This is a genomic window from Aminobacter ciceronei (genome assembly GCF_014138625.1).
Lineage (GTDB): Bacteria > Pseudomonadota > Alphaproteobacteria > Rhizobiales > Rhizobiaceae > Aminobacter > Aminobacter ciceronei.
In genome coordinates this window covers 109920-127313 of sequence record NZ_JACJHY010000015.1, presented here as the reverse complement: position 1 = coordinate 127313, position 17394 = coordinate 109920, and the positions used below count along the sequence as shown (strand labels likewise).

The following is a 17394-nucleotide window of genomic DNA, read 5'->3' as shown; positions in this document are numbered from 1 at the left end:
GCAGCGGCCGGTCATTCATCAGTGACGGGATGAACCAAAAGCAGGGATATCGCCATGAATATCTACGTTCGTTCGATGATCGCCGGCTTTGCGGCGACTGTTGTTTTGTCCCTGCTCATGATCATGAAAACCGCGATGGGGATAATGCCCCAGCTCGACGTTATTTCGATGTTGAGTGGGATGTCGCAAAATATGATGGGCGTTGGTGGCGCCGGCATCGGTTGGCTGGCCCATTTCCTGATCGGCACGGTGCTGTGGGGCGTCTTGTTCGCGCTGCTTCACGATCGGCTGCCGGGTTCCGAGCCAATTATGAAGGGAATCTCCTTTGGGATCCTCGCCTGGCTCCTGATGATGATCCTGCCGATGCCGATGGTAGGCGCCGGCTTCTTTGGCTTGGCGCTTGGCATGATGGCGCCGGTTATGGCCCTCATCCTGCACATCATCTGGGGTGCCGTGCTCGGCATCGTGTTCCGCATGCTGCCGGCCGAGGCCGTGGTGCAGGCCTGACGCCAGGATTCCGGCTGACGGGAGGGATCGGAATGAATCGCCTGTCGCGTGCAGTGGGCGCTCTGCTGGCCCGCTATCTGAATGCCCGGGCCGGCGGTCCTTACTCACACCCCGCGGCAGATCTCAACGCAATGCGCGAGCTCCTGCAGCCCGCGGACGTGGTGCTGGTCGAAGGCGATCGGCGCATCAGCGGCGCGATCAAGTACCTCACCCAGTCGACTTGGTCGCATGCGGCGCTCTATGTGGGCGAGCGCGGTGGCGTCGATGCAGAAGGGCGCGCCCACGTACTTGTTGAGGCCGACACCGAGCGCGGCGTGCGCGCGTTCCCCCTCGAGGAGCTTGAAGGCTATCACCTGCGCATCTGCCGGCCAGTGGGACTGTCCCCCGAAGATGCCCGCCGCGTAATCGAGTATGTATTGGCCAGGCTGGGCGACCGCTACGATCTGAAGAACGTATTCGATCTCGCCCGCTACCTGTTGCCGACGCCTCCCGTACCCATGCCATGGCGCCGCCGCATGCTGGCGCTCGGTAGCAGCGATCCGACGCGAGCGATCTGTTCGACGCTGATTGCGCAGGCGTTCCAGTCCGTCGAGTTTCCGATCTTGCCCATCATCAGCGCCGAGGCTGCCTCCATGCCGGATTGCCAGGATTGCTTGCGCGAGATCTACCACATCCGCCACCACAGCCTGTTCGTGCCACGCGATTTCGATGTGTCGCCGTACTTCCTGGTCATCAAGCCAAGTTTGAGCCACGTTTTCGACTACCACGCGCTCGCCTGGGCCGAATCCGATCGATCGCAGGTTCAAGATGCCACCAATCTGTCCACTTAGCGCCCGCCGCTACCGCTTCGGAGGCGGTTTGCTGGCGGCCGCAACTTGTAAGCACTTGCCGTCTCGACGCAACGCAAAGGCGGGACGTCGATGAATCAGACAACCGGAAACGACAGATACCTCGCTGAACTCATGCGGTCCGCTCAGGACGGCGACGGAAACGCCTATGTTGTGTTGCTTCACACCATCACGCCGATGTTGCGCAAAGCAGTGTCCCGGCAACTTGCTTTCTACCAGCGCCAGGACGTGGAAGACGTCGTGCAAGACACCCTTCTGTCGATGCATGCCGCTAGGGCGAGTTATGACCCCGAACGGCCCTTCCTCCCCTGGCTGTGGGGCATCGCACGCAACCGTGCCGCCGACGCAGGCCGGCGCCACGCACGACGGGCCGCCCGCGAGATGACTGTCGCCGAGGTGCCCGAAACCTTTCCCGATCCCGGAGCGAATATATCTGTAGACGACTATCGTGACCCCGAGGCATTGCGGCAGGCCATTGATGGCCTTCCTCTCAGACAACGGACGGCAATGGAGTTGCTGAAGCTGCACGAAATGTCACTGAAAGAGGCTGCGTCGGTCAGCAGCATGAGTGTCGGCGCTCTCAAGATCGCCGTGCACAGAGCCGTGGCGACGCTGCGGGATGTGTTGGGGTGACGAGGCTTGATGTGGAAACGAACGATCTGATCCAACGCCTGGCAAGGGACGCCCGTCCGATCAGGCTACTCCCGCCCCCTCGGAAGCGGGCCGTGAATTGGCTCGCGATTTCCGCGCCTGCCGTCGCCATCGTCGTTGTACTGGCATCGCCGCGATTGGATCTTTCCGAGCGATTGACCGACGTGCGGTTTCTCTTCGAGCAAGCAGCCGCCCTGGCAACCGCGACGGCGGCTGCTGTTGCGGCCTTCGCCGTGGTCATTCCAGGTCACGATCGGAGGCTTGCGCTATTGCCGCTCGCTCCACTCACGATCTGGCTGGGAGGCCTCGTACAAGGCAGCCTCGAGGCTTGGCTGCGCGCCAGCGCCGCTTTGAACCTGACCAATGGCTGGCCGTGCCTTCCGGGAATCGCGATGGTAGGTGCCGTACCTGCGCTCACCATGGTGGTGATGTTGCGCCGCGGCGTACCGATAGCGCCACGGCTGACCGTGATGTTGGGCGCGCTTGCCGCCGCAGCTCTCGGCAATGTCGGACTTCGGCTAGTTCATTCACAGGATGCCAGCCTCATGATTCTGGTTTGGCAATTCGGGAGCGTGGCACTTCTCTCCTTACTTGCGGGCTGGGGCGGCCGCTCCATTATGGGCGACACCCCTCAGGCATGTGCCCACAATTCTCCGAGCCGACAGCAGAAGAATGGGCTTCAGGCACAACAACCGACGCAGGTTGGTCGCCACTACCACTGAAAACCCGCCCGAGGGGCGAATTCCGGGCCATGGCCACCTGCTCTCCGCCGCCGCGTAACCTTTGGCCGTGAAGAAGCGAAGTAATTGGAAGCAGGTCTTGGTGACTTGCTCACAGGCGGCCATCGAGGCCGCGTCCAACCGATCGGAGGAACAAATGTCCAACCGCATGTTGTCTGCCGTCGTTGCCACCGCCTTTGCCGCTGCCGTCGGCTCGCTCGCTGCTGCGCCTGCCAGCGCTGCCAGCAAAGCCGAGATGGAAAAAATGATGAAGGAGAACCAGGCAAAGACGATGACGGCCATGAAGACCGGCAAATTCGAGCAATGCTACGGCGTTGCCCTGAAGGGCCAGAATGACTGTTTCGCGGGAGCAGGAACGTCCTGCGCGGGAACCAGCACGGTCGATTACCAAGGGAACTCCTTCAAGCTCGTGGCGAAGGGCACCTGCACCGCGATGGAGGTACCGGGCGGCCACGGCAGCCTCACCCCGAAAGCCTGACCTGACCACAGCAATTCCGTCAGGCAGTCGGCTTTGCGTCGTCTTTGACCGAGGCGAGATGCGCCCCGCTCGCCTCGGTCTCTGGGCACTAATTCCGGCACGAGGAAGACAGCGGCCGATACAATGTGCCCCTTCGGGTAGCATTCGATGACGCAGTCTGAAGATAGGTCGTCTATCGTTCCAATTCTTCACGATCCGTTGTCGGCAAGAATTCCCTTACTGGACTTCCAGGACGGACATTCTACCAACTGATAAGAGCGCCAGGGGGAGTGATGGGGAAGGCCGACGCCGATGAAACGGAGCTAGTACAATTGCTCGTGGCCGGAGATCGGCCTGCTTTCGAGCGAATCTACCGCAAGCACAACGCAGCTCTGATCCGTGTCGCAACGGGTATCGTGGCAAGTCGCGCCACGGCTGAAGAAGTCGCTCAGGATACTTGGATCGCGGTTCTCAAGAACGTCGCGAGCTTTGAAGGGCGCTCTTCTCTGGCGGGCTGGATATTCTCGATCCTGATCAACAAGGCGCGCAGCCGCGCGGCCCGCGAGGGAAGGTTCGTTTCCTTCGACGGTGAGGGCGAGGATGACAATTTGGCCGCGGCCTTTGACGGGCGTGGCCGTTGGAAAGACATGCCCGATCTTTGGGAGGAAGTGACGCCTGAGCGTATCCTGGCCGGGCGCAGCGTGATGGACCACGTTGCCGCCGCCATCGAGACACTTCCGGCAGCTCAGCGGTCTGTCATCATCCTGCGCGCCCAGCAGGGCCTGGAGGCCGAGGAGGTGTGTGAAATCCTTGGCATCAGTGAAGGAAATATGCGGGTTCTCCTGCACAGGGCAAGGCTTGCTATCCGGACTGCTCTTGACGGTTTGATGTGAGCCGGCAGGTCGAATGAAGGGCAATATGAATTATTTTTCAAAAAGTGTAACGCAGAGGGACTTTGGGGGTCCTGTCTGTGAAGCACGTGAAAGGACACCGCCCGATGCTAAGCTGCAAGGAAGTCGCCACTCGTGCCAGCGCCCTGATTGATGGGGAGCTGAGCACATGGGAGGCTCTCCAGATACGTCTGCATCTTGCGATGTGTAAGGGGTGCGATCGGTTCGTCGGTCAGATACGGACGACCCGCGATCTGACCGAGACCATCGCCGCACCTGAACCGCTGGACGAAGCCGACAACGGCCGCATCAGCGCAATCCTTTCCCAGCTTGACGAAGGAAAGCAACAGGGCGGCTGAGGCCCCCGGGAAAGGATATATACCATGCAGAAGATCGTAGCCGGCCTAGTCGCCGGGTTCATAGCGACTGTCGTTTTGTCGGTCATGATGGTCGCCAAGAGTATGATGGGCATCATGCCCGAGCTAGATGTCATCGCCATGCTGAGTGCGATGATGGGTGCGCCTGCCACGATGGGGTGGCTGGGTCACTTCATGATCGGCACGCTGGCCTGGGGCGGCGGCTTTGCGCTGTTTTACGGGCTGATTCCTGGTGGTGTTGCCCTGACAAAGGGCATTGTGTTCGGCATCGCAGCTTGGCTTGGCATGATGGTGATGGTGATGCCGATGGCTGGTGCCGGGTTCTTCGGAATGGGCTTCGGGATCATGGCGCCGATGATGACACTGGTCCTGCACATCATCTTCGGCGCGGTTCTTGGCACCGTCTTCCACATGCTTGCCGCACCCACCGGCGGCGACATGGTGTTCACCTCCGATCACCTGGCCAACTGAGCCTGCCTGCGCCGGGACCACGGGCCACCACTCATGATCTTGCCCTTGTCCATGCTCATGGGGCTGATCCTGGGGGTCTCGGCGCATCGGGCAGGTCTCTGCACCGTCAAGGCCGTGGCCGAGGTGATGACTTCGCGCCGCGGCTGGTTTCTCTGGTCTTTTCTGAAGGCCGCATTGTGGGTGGCGGGCCTGATTGGCCTTTACGGGCTGATGGGTGGCGGCATTGCATTGCGTCAATGGCCCTTGGACTGGATCGCCCTTCTTGGCGGTCTGATCTTTGGTCTTGGGGCCGGCGCGAACGGGGCGTGCGTCTTTTCCACACTGGCACGTCTGGCCGAGGGGTATGGCGTCATGCTGTTCACCTTGGCCGGGTGGGTCATCGGGATCGCAGCAGTGCATCTGATATTGCCTGATCTGCATCGCCAGTCGAATCTGGCAAATCAGTTGCCCGCCTGGGTGCTCTGGGTCCTGATTCCCTGGATGGTCTGGGAGGGGGCGCGGATATTGCGGCGACTGATGCGCGAAGGCTGGGGGCAGATCGGCGCCCCTCATTGGCCGCTCTCCTTGTCTGTTGCTCTTGTGGCGGCGGCGAATTTCGGTCTGCTGTCGCTCGATGGGGCGTGGTCGTTCACCTCGACATTGATCTGTGCGGTGAAGGCGGCACCGTTGCCGGGCTGTGCCAATCACGCGAGTCCTTGGCTTGTCTCATCGGCGGCGATTTTGGGCATGGCTGGGTCGGCATTCTGGCGCGGCTCGTTCCGCTTGCGCCGAGTTCGGACCGGGGCTGCGCTGCGCCATGGCCTGTCGGGCCTGGCGATGGGGGCCGGCGCCGCGCTGATCCCCGGGGGCAATGACGGGCTGATCCTGTTCGGCCTTCCCGCGCTTTCACCGCATGCCTTGCCCGCATGGGCGTCAATTGTGGCAGGCACCGCCCTGTCGCTGGCAACCATGCGCGCTTTTGGCCGGCCGATGTCCGCCATTCGCTGCGAAGCCGACATCTGCCTCGCCGCGCTGTAACGAAGCGGACGGCCAAGTGTCTCTTCATTGTCCCTCCGAATCCCTGCTCGACGTCGTCGCGGCCGCCTTTATGTCCTTTGATAGGAAGCCGCACTTCATTTGGTGTGAGAACCCAGGGTGCAGCACTTAGAGAGCGTTGATCCCGCGGACAGGCGTTGTTCCAACCTTATCGCGCTGCAGGGTTGGATAGGGCCGTCCCCTGCCACGTTCAGCAGGCGGCGCATGTACGGCGACAAAGTCCGATTTGAGGGAGATGGCGATGGAGATTGTTTGAAATTCGCGGCGGAACGTAACCTTTTGCCTTGTTCTGGCGAACAAATACCGACGACCATAAACGAGCATCGCGGGACGGCCGTTCTTCTGTGAAATGGCCAAATGAGCCGTCGATTGTTCCTCTGAGGAATTGCAAATGATCAACACGAAGCCACCGCTACGGCCGGAGTCTTACGATAAGAACGTTGGCCTCGTCTTGCAGGGCGGCGGGGCGCTCGGCAGCTACCAGGCCGGAGTATATGAGGCGCTGGCATCTTCCGAATATCTCCCGGACTGGGTGGCCGGCATCTCAATCGGCGCGATCAATGCTGCGATCATCGCTGGCAATGCTCCCGAAAACCGGGTTGAGCGTCTCCGCAGCTTCTGGGAGGAGGTTACCGCGCCGACCGCCTGGTGGCCCTCCGGCCTGACTGGACCATTGGCGACCTGGCAACAAAAGCTTAGCGCGCAGTCGGCCCTGATATTCGGCCAGCCCGGGTTTTTCGCTCCGCGCAGTGCGCTGGATTGGTTCTCGATGGAAAAACCCACCAGCTACTACGACACAAGAGCGCTCAAGAACACGCTGGAGCGGCTGGTGGACTTCGACCGCATCAACAGTCGCAAGGAAATTCGCTTCAGCGTGGGGGCGGTGAATGTGCGCTCCGGGAGCTTTACCTACTTCGACAGCGAAGAAATCAGCATTCGCCCGGAGCATGTGATGGCAAGCGGCGCGCTACCGCCCGGCTTTCCTCCGATCGAGATCGATGACGAGCACTATTGGGACGGGGGGCTCGTCTCAAACACGCCGCTGCAATATGTGCTCGACTATTATCCGCGCCGAAGCCGTCTCACCTTTCAGGTCGACGTGTTCCAGGGCTTCGGACAGCTCCCGACAAATCTTGAAGAGGTTAGCGAACGGCAAAATGACATCCGCTATTCGAGCCGGACACGGGTCAATACCGATGCGTTCCAACAAAAGCATGATGTTCGTCATGCGATCAACGAGCTGGAGAAATTGTTGCCCGCCGAGATTCTCGACACCGAGCAGGCCAAACGGCTGCACGCGTTCGGCTGCGTCACGGAAATGGATATCGTTCAACTGATCTATCGCCCCTTCGCGCCTCAGGGCGCAGCCAAGGACTATGAGTTCAGCCGGCACACGATGAACGCTCGCTGGCAGCAAGGACTTTCAGACGCCGCCACCACTTTGCAGGCCGGGCCATGGCTCGCCCCGAAGGTCGATGAGGTTGGCGTGCGTGTCTTCGATGTCATGCACGCCATTTTGCTCGACCGGAACCCGGCGACGGCCAACGCCAGGGCCGAGGACGCCGATCGCCCCGCCGTTCAGCCGGTCAAGCGAACTCCGTCAGGCGATCCCCGGGCCACGAAATTGGCGTGATCGGAGTCAAAATGTTGGAAGCCTCGGAAGTGAAGGCGCGCGCGTTTGCGATGCCACTCAGCAGCCCGTCTTATCCGCGAGGGCCGTATCGCTTCACCGATCGCGAGCATTTGATCGTCACCTATCGCACCGATCCCACTGCGCTGGATCTGGCCGTGCCGGAACCCCTTGAGGTGGGCGATCCGCTTGTGAGCCTCGAATTCATGCGCATGGAGGGCAGCACCGGGTTCGGACGCTACTCCGGGGCCGCGCAACATATCTCGGTACGCTTCGGCGCGCAGACGGGCGCCTATACCCACAACATGTTCCTCGACGTTCATGCGCCTATTTCTGGAGGGCGCGAACTGTGGGGGTTCCCGCAGAAGCTTGCCGCGCCGCGACTGGTAGTCGCACATGACGTCCTGCTTGGGACACTCGACTATGGGCCGGAACGCGTTGCTACCGCAACGATGGGTTACAAGCATATACCGATTGCCGACGATGTGGCGCTGGAAATGCTGAACGAGCCCGGCTTCCTGCTCAAGATTATCCCACACGTCGATGGTTCGCCGCGCGTGTGCGAACTGGTGCGCTACTTCCGGCGCGACATTGTGCTGAAGGGCGCCTGGACCGGGCCTGCGGCGCTTGAGTTGCACCCGCACGCCCTGGCCCCCCTGAACGGCCTGACGGTTCTTGATGTCGTCTCAGGCGTTCATATCGTCGCCGACTTCACCCTCGCCCTGGGGGAGGTTGTTCGTGACTATCTCGCTTGAGGCCATCTTGAGGACGTTCAGCTTATGAAAGCCGACGACGTCCGCAAGCGCGCCTTTTCGATGCCGCTCCACAGCCCGGCCTATCCGCACGGCCCCTACCGGTTCGTCAATCGCGAATATCTGATCATCACCTATCGCACGGACACCGCCGCGCTCGAGAAGGTCGTCCCCAAGCCGCTGGAGATTGTGGACCCAATTGTCAAATACGAGTTCATCCGCATGCCCGACAGCACCGGATTTGGCGACTATACCGAATCCGGCCAGGTCATTCCGGTACGGTTCAACGGCGAGACGGGCGGCTACACCCATGCCATGTTCCTTGATGACGACCCGCCCATTGCTGGCGGTCGCGAACTGTGGGGGTTTCCGAAGAAGCTCGCGTCGCCAACATTGCGCGTCGAACACGATACGCTGCTTGGCACACTCGACTACGGCGCGGTGCGCATCGCCACCGGCTCCATGGGCTTTAAGCATCAGCCGATGGAGCATGATGTCGCGCTGCGCGCACTCGGCGAGCCAGGCTTCCTGCTGAAGATCGTTCCGCATGTCGATGGAACGTCGCGGATCTGCGAGCTAGTTCGTTACAAATTGGGTGACGTCGAATTGAAGGGCGCGTGGACCGGGCCGGCGGCCCTGGCTCTTCATCCCCATGCGCTGGCGCCGGTCAGCGATCTTCCGGTGCTGGAAGTGATCTCAGCCGTTCATTTGATCGCCGACCTGACGCTCAATCTCGGGGAAGTCGTTCATGACTATCTCGCCACCTGAAACCACGCAAAGGAGAGAACCTACATGAGCCGCTTTCAAGACAAGGTCGTTATCGTCACCGGAGCAGCAAGCGGGATCGGCAAGGAGATCGCACATGCCTTCGCCCGGGAGGGCGCCAAGGTCGTCATCGCCGATCTGAAGCAAGACGCCGCCACGGCCGCCGCGGCCGAAATCGTTGCCAGCGGCGGGATCGCCATGGGCGTGGCGATGGATGTGAGCAACGAGGATGCTGTCAATGTCGGTATAGACGGTGCTCATGACGCTTATGGTCGGATCGACATCCTGGTCAGCAACGCCGGCATTCAGATCGTCCATCCCGTTGAATCGTTCCCATTCGCCGACTGGAAGATGATGCTCGCCGTCCATCTTGACGGCGCATTCCTGACGACAAAAGCCTGCCTCAAGCACATGTACGCGGATAAGAGTGGATCGATCGTCTACATCGGTTCGGTTCATTCGAAGGAAGCATCGCCGCTCAAGGCAGCCTATGTGACCGTCAAGCATGGCCTTCTCGGCCTTTCCCGCGTGGTCGCCAAGGAAGGCGCGAAGCATAACGTCCGCGCCAACGTCGTCTGCCCGGGCTTTGTGCGCACGCCACTGGTCGAGAAGCAAATCCCAGAGCAGGCTAAGGAACTCGGGATCAGCGAGGCGGACGTCGTCAAGACCGTCATGTTGAAAGAGACGGTCGACGGCGAATTCACGACGGTGGAGGATGTCGCCGAGGCGGTGCTCTATTTTGCAGGAGCGAAGAGCAATGCGTTGACCGGGCAGTCGCTGGTGGTCAGCCATGGCTGGTTCATGGAATAGGACGATCGCGCATGAGTGACGTTCAACGGTCGCTGCCAGGAATAGTTCGAAGCTGGCGTTCACGGATATACCACCCCGACAATACCGATTCAGGAGGCAGTGGCATGATGAGGGCCATATGGAACGGAACGGTCATCGCCGAGTCGGCGAAAACAGAGATTGCCGAAGGCAATATCAGTTTTCCGCCAGAGGTGTTGTGCAAGGAATTCTTCCGGCAGACTGACCAGAAAGGCCGCGATCGCCGGCACGCCGGTCAGGAGGCCCCCCCAATCGACGTCCGGGATCGCCGGTCTTCTATGCCCATCGTCGCGGGCGGCGGTCATGCGACTATGCGCGACTTTCGCGGTCGGCAGATAGAGCGACGGATGCTCAATCCGAGGACGTCGCATGTGGAATAAGCGTCGTCCGATGGCCGATGTGCCGATTGGTCCGAAAAATCCGAAGCGGACCGTGCTATCATGATGGCTATCGGTTGGATGACTGATTTTCTTCTCTGGCGAAGAACTTTGAATGCGATTGGGGAAGCAAAGCCGAACGGAAAATTCAGGGTACGTCGTGCAATAATGGTGACTGCGGCACTGTTCCTTTCGGTGCTTATCCAGTCCTGCGCCTCGCGCGTTTGGAACAATGAAATAGGCGGAGCAGATCCGAACGAAGACTACGTTTTCGCAAACCGTCTGCCGCGCAACAATGCCCAGGACATGTTCGTGGTGCTGGCCTTTTCCGGCGGCGGCACCCGGTCTGCCGCATTCGCTTACGGCGTTTTGAAAAAGCTGCGTGATACGAGTGTCACGGTGCATGGACGTAAGCGTCGGCTGCTCGACGAGGTTGATGTGATCAGTTCGGTGTCCGGAGGAAGCTATCCGGCCGCCTACTACGGATTGTTCGGCGATCGAATCTTCACGGACTTCGAAAGCCGTTTCCTCAAACGCAATGTGCAGCACGACCTCCTCGCGCTGCTTGCCAATCCTGTCAACCTCGCCGCAATGACTTCCGGCGACTATAACCGCGGTGATCTGGCCGCGCGCTGGCTTGGTGATCATGTGTTTGAAAACCGCACCTACCGCGATATGAGCCTTGGCGATTTGCCTTATATCATCGTCAATGCGAGCGACCTGACGAACGGAGCGACTTTTTCTTTTATCCAACAGCAGTTCGATTTTCTTTGCTCTAGTTTGTCGAATTATCCCGTTGCCAACGCTGTCATGGCCTCCTCTGCAGTGCCGGTAGTGTTCGGGCCGATTTCGCTGCGCAACTACGCTGACAACTGCCCTCAACGGCACAATTCTTGGGTTCCGCAGGCCCTTGAGCAGCGTGACCTTCTGAGCCGCCGCTATCAGGTGGCGCGTGCGCTTGAGCGATATCTCAACCCGGCAGACACTCCCGTCTTGCGGCTCGTCGATGGTGGTGTGACGGACAATCTGGGCGTGCGTGGTTCCATGATGAGTCCGGTTGCCCAATATGGCGATGTGGAGCGAATGGCGGCGCATTCGACCGACGCAGACTGGCGCTTGTCACAAAGGTTCTGGTCATCGTTGTTAACGCACAAGTCTATTCAGAGTATCCCTGGGCTAAGGATGGTCGTGAACCTCGGATTATCGACACAACGATGGCGTCTTTCGATGCGGCGCTCGGCATTCTCAATACCGAGACCGTAGGCCTGGCTAAGAGTGGCTTTGAAAAGTGGGAGAATGGCATCAACGCGAGCCGAAAGCCCGGTCAACCCAAGGTCACCGTCGACTTCGCCTCCTTGACCTTTGAACAGATCAAGGATCCGTCCCGCCGCGCCTACTTCAACAAAATTCCTACCACACTGTCCCTGCCCGACAAGCAAGTAGATGAATTGAGCGCGTTATCCGGAGATATGCTTGAGGAGTCGCCGGAATATCAAAGCTTCGTGCGGTCACTGCGCTAGGCCGAAGGCACAAACATCATTGACTATGTGAATGCCGCAATCGAGGCCTTGCGGCCTGCAGAAGAGGCGGTTCTGATCCTGCGCGGCCAGCAAGGGATTGAGGCGGATGAGGTCTGCCCGATGCTGGAGATCAGCGAAGGCAACATGCGGTTCCTGCTGCACCGTGCCCGCTTTGCCCTTCGGCTCGCACTGGACCGGCTTTTGGCATGAGATGCTGTTTATTTTGAATTGCGCTGTAACGCGGGCGGGTCTGCGAAGTCCTGTTGGCGTGAAGCAAACAAACAGGAGTACTTAAAATGACCAAGATCGCTCTTACCGCCGCCGCCTTTCTCGTTGCCACGGGCACGGCTTTCGCCGGCAGCGACAGCTACGGCTCGAACAACGCCAACCAGCAGGTAGCCGACATCGACAACTCGTTCACAGCTTCCATCCAGAAGTCGGATACGGCTCAGGTTGCCAACACCAAGCTGACGACCCAGTCCGGCCAGGGCATCTGGGGCCGCTGATTTTTCAGACCCGGGAACACACAGAGCGGCGGGCCAGAGCCGCCGCTCTTTGTGTTTGCGTATCAAGATAGAGCCTCTAGCCAGAATCCTCCGGCCTGAGACAGTGCCTTCAAAGAGTGGCGATCCTCCGCACCCCTCTGTCCTGCCTGACATTTAGCACGCCATGAGGTGGCGCTGGCCTTCTGCTTTGCCCATGCCGGCGCAAGTTCGTGGAGGTCCACAAGACGACCGCGCGCATTGCCGCGGACGTGGTCGAGACGCTCGCCAGGTTCTACGCCATCGAAGCGCGCATCCGCGGCAGCAGCGCCAAACTGTTCGCCGAGCGGAGACGAAGCCGATCCTGGACCAACTATAAAGGAATGGAAATCTCGGCACCCCTCCTTCCGGCACCGAAGCACAGAGCGACGCAATATTCTATCTGATGCGCGCCGGCTGCCAATGGCGGCAACTGCCGAGAGAGTTTCCGACCTGGCACTTCAGGAAATGGCATTGCACCGGTGTTTGGGTTCGCTGCAACGTGAGCTTTATAGGCTCACACGCATCCGTTCCGGTCGGACGGAATGCCGACCGTCGTGATCATGGATGGCGCGGCCATAAGAATGGACCATTCAAGGTCGCGCGCCGTGGCCGGTGTAGCACGTGGACCGCGCTGGTTGCGGCCCGCAGCATCGTCGGTGGCCGTGGGACCTTGGATAAACGGCCAGCGGCGGCACATGGCTAAGCGGATCAGGCATGCGTGCGGCTTCCTCGTCCAGGAACTGGCCGAAATCTCATCGATCGTTCATTGTAGCGCTGGCAACAAACTGCGCTAGGCATGAGGACACGGGAGAATATTTCGCGTCGCCCATAACTTTTCGCATTCCGAGAACGAAGTATTGTCCGACAGTGCAAGAGCGCCCGGCGCAAGGACCGGGACTCCGCGCAATGTTCCGTCGAACCTGTGGTGCACGCGAGCGCCCTCACAACGGATCGTTCGATCCCGACGGATCGTTTCCGTCGGCCGGAATCGGCCTTGATGTAGTTTTTGCCAAGAGGGGATGAAGGATGAGATCGGCTTCACGCATGAATTGGAAACGGTGGCTTGCCATCCCAGCACTGCTCATTGTCCTATTTGGGATCGGCGGGCTTGTCGCGAGTAATGTCCAAACGGCTGTCCTCGAGGTGTCGGACAACCCGCCGCTGCACCATCGCATCGTCTTTCAGGTCAACGCCGATGATCAGGTTCCCATGAAGCATGCAGTCTCTAATTCGATCAACCTCGTGAGGCACTACAGGGAGCTGGGTGAAGCTGCGCGCGTGGAAATTGTCGCGTATGGCGACGGTATCAGCATGTTTCGAGCCGATGCATCGCCGGTGCGCGACATCCTGGAGTACATGCGCGTGAATTTCCCGGAGATCGCCTTCTCGGTCTGTGGGAATACCAAGACGATTATCGAGCAGCGCGAGGGGCACATCATGCCATTGATCGAAGGGACAAGGGTCGTGCCTTTTGGCATTGTGCGGCTAGTTGAATTGCAGGAAGCTGGCTGGTCCTATATTCGCCCCTGAGCCGTTCCCTCGCCTAGCGCTCACCATCCCGAAGTCGCGGCCGTTAGTCATGCTTCACTGAGATAGGTAGTATTTTCAGGGCGCAGGGCGAACTTGAAGGCAGGGACTCGCTTGGCTTCAACACGTCCGCGGTGATCGCAGCGCATGATGCGGTTAGTCCCAATGCCTTCGCCAAGAGCTACGACAATTGTAGCCAACCACCGGTGAATCCCGCCTTGCACAGCCCCTCGACAATGAGTGGGCATTTCTTCATCAACTCCCAAAGAAATCTCGTGCGGTGGTTCTCGATCATCAACACGATCGGTCCCTGATCGAGTCCGTAATAGCCTTTTGAGATCCAACCCGGCTTGCTTTGATGCCCTGAGTCGAAGGTTGGATTAAAGCTGCACTTGAAGCCGTACTCGCTGGTCACTTCGGGGTATACTTCATTGAAATGCCGCAGCGCTGGTAAGACGATCTCGGGCGCGAAAGGTAGCGATGCAACCGCGGCCCAGGGCGCGATAGTGCCATCGTCCGGTCCATACGGGATGCCGCGCGCCGTATAGTCGAAAAAATAGCGCTCAACGCCCTCGATCTTTATACAGGTTGGGCCAGGCCCATCACTAGCGGTAATGCCCCAGCAATGCTCGCTGTACCCTTTGTGGCCCAATGGATTACGGATCGCGTATTGCTGCTGTGCATAAGTCGCACGGCGGCTATTCTCGAAATAATCAATGCCCTTCCCGCGCATGAATTCGTCCTGAATGCCGCGAAAGTCGATCCACATGTGCGAGAGCTGATGAATGAATAGTGGGCCAGCATAGAGAAATTCTAGGTCGTAGAGATGCTTCCAGCAGTAAGTCCGCGTTTGGGCCTTGTAGCTCTCGGCTGGAATTGGATGGGTAGGCGAGGCCAGTGCCAACACGTAAAGGATCAAGGCTTCGTTATAGCCCTCCCACCGATACGGCAGAAACCCACACTCCGGTTTCCAACCCATCGAAACGGTTTCTCCGGCGTTAAGCGCCCACTGCCAATCAGCCCGGGCGTAGAGCTCTTCGGCCAGCGAACGAATTTCGCGCTCGTCGGGTGCATCTCCATCAAAGTACGCAGCGGAGGCCAAGATGCCAGCCAGTAGAAATGTCGAATCAATCGTCGACAACTCCGACTCCCAAGCGCGACGGCCGGTGTCCATGTATAGAAAGTGGTAATAGAAGCCATTGTAACCGGTCGCATCCGCCTCTTCGCTCTGCTCACTGTCTCTAAAAAATCGAAGTGTCGTGAGTGTGCGCTCGATAGCTTCGGCGCGTGTGATAAAGCCGCGCTCGGCGCCGATCGTGTAGGCTGTTAGTGCAAACCCTATCGCGGCAATGCTCGCATGCGAGCCTCTGCGCGTGTTATCAGGGACCATCCCATTGGCGCGATTGCTCTCTTTCAGGAAATATTTGAACGTGTCCCGTTGGAGTTCGTCCAACGCTTCCTCACTCTGACTCATGCGCGAACACCTCCTTTTCGCCGTTCCGATGCGAATGCTAAGGATCAGCGATACTATTCACCCAAGTCACCCTGCGGCGACATCAGAATAACCACGATAGCGACACCAGGGAGCGAGACTGCGAACCAGTGCAGGACCTGCTTCCAAGGAGCCGGCAGACGGCGGATCGGGGAGCGTTGCGCGCAGTGTCCCCGCCGCGCTGTGCACGGCAACCTTGGGAGCGCCGAACCCATGCCGGCTGCGGGGGTTCCTTCAATGACATTTACGTAGCTTCAACGACTCTATTGGCCGCTGTTGCCGGTGAGTAAGACCGTCAATGGCCTGCCAGAATGCTTCGGGATCACGACGATGATCCATTGCTATATTCGCGCCGGGATTGGAAAAGGTTTCGGTCGCTTGCTCGAAAGCTAGGTCGTGTGCTCGTCTTGCGCCGCGCCGCGCTGCGTCGGTGATCCGGTTGCGCATGACGTTACCCCAAAATTTTATCCAATCCTGAAGCTTGCTCCGGCGATCAATGCTGCCCTGTCAGGTTTGAGCGACGGGCACAGGCGCGGAGCTGATCATGGTGCGTAGCGCCGTGTCCCGTCGCGGGGTGAAGGTGCGGGCGAATGCGAAGGCGGTCTGCTTTCCACGGGCATGGAACGAGGCTCTATAGGACAGGTCTACACGGCAGCGCCACACGACAGAGGCAGTCCGTCGAGTAATACAGAATAGGCAAGAGAGCCTGAGGATACTGGCCAAGCGGCTACGGGATCGATCAGAAGACCGTCGCCAAGAGGAAGCGGCCATCGTCGCCTTTCCTAAGCACACGCTGATGATTGTCTCCACGCACTTCAACCGCTGATCCCGCATCTAAGCTAACGCGCTCGTCAATACATCGCGGCCTTCCTGACCATGTGAATGCCGCGATCGAAGCCTCGCCTGCTAGACAAGAGGTGGCTCTGATCCTGCGCGGCCGGCAGGGTTTGAGGCGGATGAGGTCCGCGCGATGCTGGAGATCAGCGAAGGCAACATGCGGGTCGTGCTGCAAAAGTGCCCGCTTGCCTTTTGGCCGGCGCTGGACTGGCTTTTGGCACGAGACGCCGTTTTTTTGAATCGCGCTGTAACGCGGGCGCGTCTGCGAAGTCCTGTTTTCGTGAAGCAAACAAAACAGGAGTATTTAAAATGACCAAGATCGCTCTTACCGCCGCCGCAATCCTCGTTGCCACGGGCACGGCTTTCGCCGGCAGCGACTACTACGGCTCGAACAACGCCAACCAGCCGGCTACCATTGTCGACACCTCGTACACGGCTTCCATCCAGAAGTCGGATACGGCCGTCCAGAAGCCGGTCACGCAGGGCAGCGACCAAAACCTCTTCGGAAACCGGTGATCCGTTCGACTGGCTCTCCTTCCACAACCAACATTCAAAACAAATGCCTCCGATGAAACCGGAACAGTGCCGCGCCCCTGCGCTGAAGGGTCCCGTTTGGACGAAAACGGGACCCCTCACAAACAGGGTCCCTATTGCACGCAAAATCACAGCTATGGCCACTGATTCTTCTCCGCCACGTAACCTTTGGCCGTGAACAAGCGAAGTAACTAGAAGCGGGTCTTGGTGACTTGCTGCATGGCGGCCAACGAGGCCGCTTCCAACCGATCGGAGAAACAAATGTCCAACCGCATGTTGTCTGTCGTTGTCGCCACCGCCTTTGCCGCTGCCATCGGCTCACTCGCTGCTGCGCCCGCCGGTGCCGCCAGCAAGGCCGAGATGGAAAAGATGATGAAGGAGAACCAGGCAAAGACGATGAAGGCCATGAAGACCGGTAAATTCGAGCAGTGCTACGGCGTTGCCCTGAAGGGCCATAACGACTGCTTCGCCGGAGCTGGAACGACCTGTGCTGGAACCAGCACCGTCGACTATCAGGGAAACTCCTGGAAACTCGTGGCAAAGGGCTCCTGCGCTACCATGCAGACGCCGAACGGGCATGGCAGCCTGAAGCCGATAAAGGCCTGACGATACGCTCGACAAGCAGGGCGGGC

Annotated in this window: 25 protein-coding genes and 1 pseudogene; 25 read left to right on the top strand and 1 reads right to left on the bottom strand. The window is 59.5% G+C overall.

Going from position 1 to position 17394, the window contains the following annotated elements; all coding sequences use genetic code 11:
- Positions 1 to 54 precede the first annotated feature (54 nt).
- From HNQ95_RS16670 to HNQ95_RS16575, 21 genes are all read left to right on the top strand, one after another.
- Positions 55 to 507 carry a DUF6789 family protein gene (locus tag HNQ95_RS16670; RefSeq protein WP_182574587.1) on the top strand — a complete coding sequence of 151 codons (453 nt, stop codon included), beginning with the start codon at positions 55 to 57 and terminating at the stop codon, positions 505 to 507.
- A gap of 32 nt (positions 508 to 539) precedes the next feature.
- A complete protein-coding gene (locus HNQ95_RS16665) occupies positions 540 to 1337 on the top strand; it encodes a YiiX/YebB-like N1pC/P60 family cysteine hydrolase (RefSeq protein ID WP_182574588.1) in 798 nt (265 codons plus the stop codon).
- 90 nt (positions 1338 to 1427) lie between these two features.
- On the top strand, positions 1428 to 1988 hold the full coding sequence (locus tag HNQ95_RS16660; protein WP_182574589.1) for a sigma-70 family RNA polymerase sigma factor: 561 nt from the start codon (positions 1428 to 1430) through the stop codon (positions 1986 to 1988).
- Complete coding sequence (locus HNQ95_RS16655; protein ID WP_182574590.1) at positions 1985 to 2728, top strand: NrsF family protein; 744 nt, start codon at positions 1985 to 1987, stop codon at positions 2726 to 2728. Before HNQ95_RS16660 ends, HNQ95_RS16655 begins: the two co-directional genes overlap by 4 nt.
- Positions 2729 to 2882: 154 nt before the next feature.
- Positions 2883 to 3224, top strand: a complete 342-nt coding sequence (locus HNQ95_RS16650; RefSeq protein WP_182574664.1) for a BufA1 family periplasmic bufferin-type metallophore — start codon at positions 2883 to 2885, stop codon at positions 3222 to 3224.
- Positions 3225 to 3496: 272 nt separating this feature from the next.
- A complete protein-coding gene (locus HNQ95_RS16645) occupies positions 3497 to 4096 on the top strand; it encodes an RNA polymerase sigma factor (protein WP_182574591.1) in 600 nt (199 codons plus the stop codon).
- A 104-nt stretch (positions 4097 to 4200) separates the two neighbouring features.
- Entirely contained in the window at positions 4201 to 4452 is a 252-nt protein-coding gene (locus tag HNQ95_RS16640; protein ID WP_182574592.1) for a zf-HC2 domain-containing protein, read from the top strand.
- A 24-nt stretch (positions 4453 to 4476) separates the two neighbouring features.
- Entirely contained in the window at positions 4477 to 4941 is a 465-nt protein-coding gene (locus HNQ95_RS16635; RefSeq protein WP_182574593.1) for a DUF6789 family protein, read from the top strand.
- Between the two features lie 33 nt (positions 4942 to 4974).
- Positions 4975 to 5958 carry a YeeE/YedE thiosulfate transporter family protein gene (locus HNQ95_RS16630; protein WP_210289164.1) on the top strand — a complete coding sequence of 328 codons (984 nt, stop codon included), beginning with the start codon at positions 4975 to 4977 and terminating at the stop codon, positions 5956 to 5958.
- 409 nt (positions 5959 to 6367) lie between these two features.
- Positions 6368 to 7609, top strand: coding sequence for a DUF3734 domain-containing protein (locus HNQ95_RS16625; RefSeq protein WP_210283791.1), 1242 nt, complete (start codon positions 6368 to 6370; stop codon positions 7607 to 7609).
- A 14-nt stretch (positions 7610 to 7623) separates the two neighbouring features.
- Positions 7624 to 8361 carry an acetoacetate decarboxylase gene (locus HNQ95_RS16620; protein ID WP_182574666.1) on the top strand — a complete coding sequence of 246 codons (738 nt, stop codon included), beginning with the start codon at positions 7624 to 7626 and terminating at the stop codon, positions 8359 to 8361.
- A 24-nt stretch (positions 8362 to 8385) separates the two neighbouring features.
- Positions 8386 to 9126, top strand: coding sequence for an acetoacetate decarboxylase (locus tag HNQ95_RS16615; protein ID WP_182574595.1), 741 nt, complete (start codon positions 8386 to 8388; stop codon positions 9124 to 9126).
- A gap of 24 nt (positions 9127 to 9150) precedes the next feature.
- Positions 9151 to 9933 (top strand): 3-hydroxybutyrate dehydrogenase, encoded by a 783-nt coding sequence (locus tag HNQ95_RS16610; RefSeq protein ID WP_182574596.1) that lies wholly within the window; start codon positions 9151 to 9153, stop codon positions 9931 to 9933.
- A 104-nt stretch (positions 9934 to 10037) separates the two neighbouring features.
- A complete protein-coding gene (locus HNQ95_RS33445; protein ID WP_182574597.1) occupies positions 10038 to 10331 on the top strand; it encodes a DUF427 domain-containing protein in 294 nt (97 codons plus the stop codon).
- A gap of 78 nt (positions 10332 to 10409) precedes the next feature.
- A complete protein-coding gene (locus HNQ95_RS16600; protein WP_210289163.1) occupies positions 10410 to 11591 on the top strand; it encodes a patatin-like phospholipase family protein in 1182 nt (393 codons plus the stop codon).
- Positions 11543 to 11848 (top strand): hypothetical protein, encoded by a 306-nt coding sequence (locus tag HNQ95_RS33440; protein WP_210283794.1) that lies wholly within the window; start codon positions 11543 to 11545, stop codon positions 11846 to 11848. Before HNQ95_RS16600 ends, HNQ95_RS33440 begins: the two co-directional genes overlap by 49 nt.
- A 27-nt stretch (positions 11849 to 11875) precedes the next feature.
- On the top strand, positions 11876 to 12058 hold the full coding sequence (locus HNQ95_RS16595) for a sigma factor-like helix-turn-helix DNA-binding protein (RefSeq protein ID WP_182574598.1): 183 nt from the start codon (positions 11876 to 11878) through the stop codon (positions 12056 to 12058).
- Positions 12059 to 12144: 86 nt separating this feature from the next.
- Complete coding sequence (locus HNQ95_RS16590) at positions 12145 to 12354, top strand: DUF680 domain-containing protein (RefSeq protein ID WP_182574599.1); 210 nt, start codon at positions 12145 to 12147, stop codon at positions 12352 to 12354.
- A 182-nt stretch (positions 12355 to 12536) separates the two neighbouring features.
- Positions 12537 to 12776, top strand: a complete 240-nt coding sequence (locus tag HNQ95_RS16585; RefSeq protein ID WP_376769260.1) for an IS66 family transposase — start codon at positions 12537 to 12539, stop codon at positions 12774 to 12776.
- Complete coding sequence (locus HNQ95_RS34200; RefSeq protein ID WP_182574601.1) at positions 12776 to 13075, top strand: hypothetical protein; 300 nt, start codon at positions 12776 to 12778, stop codon at positions 13073 to 13075. Before HNQ95_RS16585 ends, HNQ95_RS34200 begins: the two co-directional genes overlap by 1 nt.
- A gap of 341 nt (positions 13076 to 13416) precedes the next feature.
- Positions 13417 to 13902 (top strand): DsrE family protein, encoded by a 486-nt coding sequence (locus HNQ95_RS16575; RefSeq protein ID WP_182585811.1) that lies wholly within the window; start codon positions 13417 to 13419, stop codon positions 13900 to 13902.
- Between the two features lie 178 nt (positions 13903 to 14080).
- Here HNQ95_RS16575 and HNQ95_RS16570 read toward each other — a convergent pair whose 3' ends face one another.
- A complete protein-coding gene (locus HNQ95_RS16570) occupies positions 14081 to 15373 on the bottom strand; it encodes a glucoamylase family protein (protein ID WP_182574603.1) in 1293 nt (430 codons plus the stop codon).
- Between the two features lie 703 nt (positions 15374 to 16076).
- On the opposite strand from HNQ95_RS16570, the pseudogene HNQ95_RS34195 reads away from it, so the two are divergent.
- The 4 genes and pseudogenes from HNQ95_RS34195 to HNQ95_RS16555 all read left to right on the top strand — a co-directional run.
- Positions 16077 to 16231: pseudogene (locus tag HNQ95_RS34195) on the top strand (IS481 family transposase); the annotation flags it as partial.
- Between the two features lie 130 nt (positions 16232 to 16361).
- Positions 16362 to 16541 (top strand): hypothetical protein, encoded by a 180-nt coding sequence (locus HNQ95_RS16565; protein ID WP_182574604.1) that lies wholly within the window; start codon positions 16362 to 16364, stop codon positions 16539 to 16541.
- On the top strand, positions 16538 to 16744 hold the full coding sequence (locus HNQ95_RS16560) for a DUF680 domain-containing protein (RefSeq protein WP_182574605.1): 207 nt from the start codon (positions 16538 to 16540) through the stop codon (positions 16742 to 16744). Before HNQ95_RS16565 ends, HNQ95_RS16560 begins: the two co-directional genes overlap by 4 nt.
- 279 nt (positions 16745 to 17023) lie before the next feature.
- Positions 17024 to 17368, top strand: a complete 345-nt coding sequence (locus HNQ95_RS16555; RefSeq protein WP_182574606.1) for a BufA1 family periplasmic bufferin-type metallophore — start codon at positions 17024 to 17026, stop codon at positions 17366 to 17368.
- The last annotated feature ends 26 nt before the right edge of the window (positions 17369 to 17394 follow it).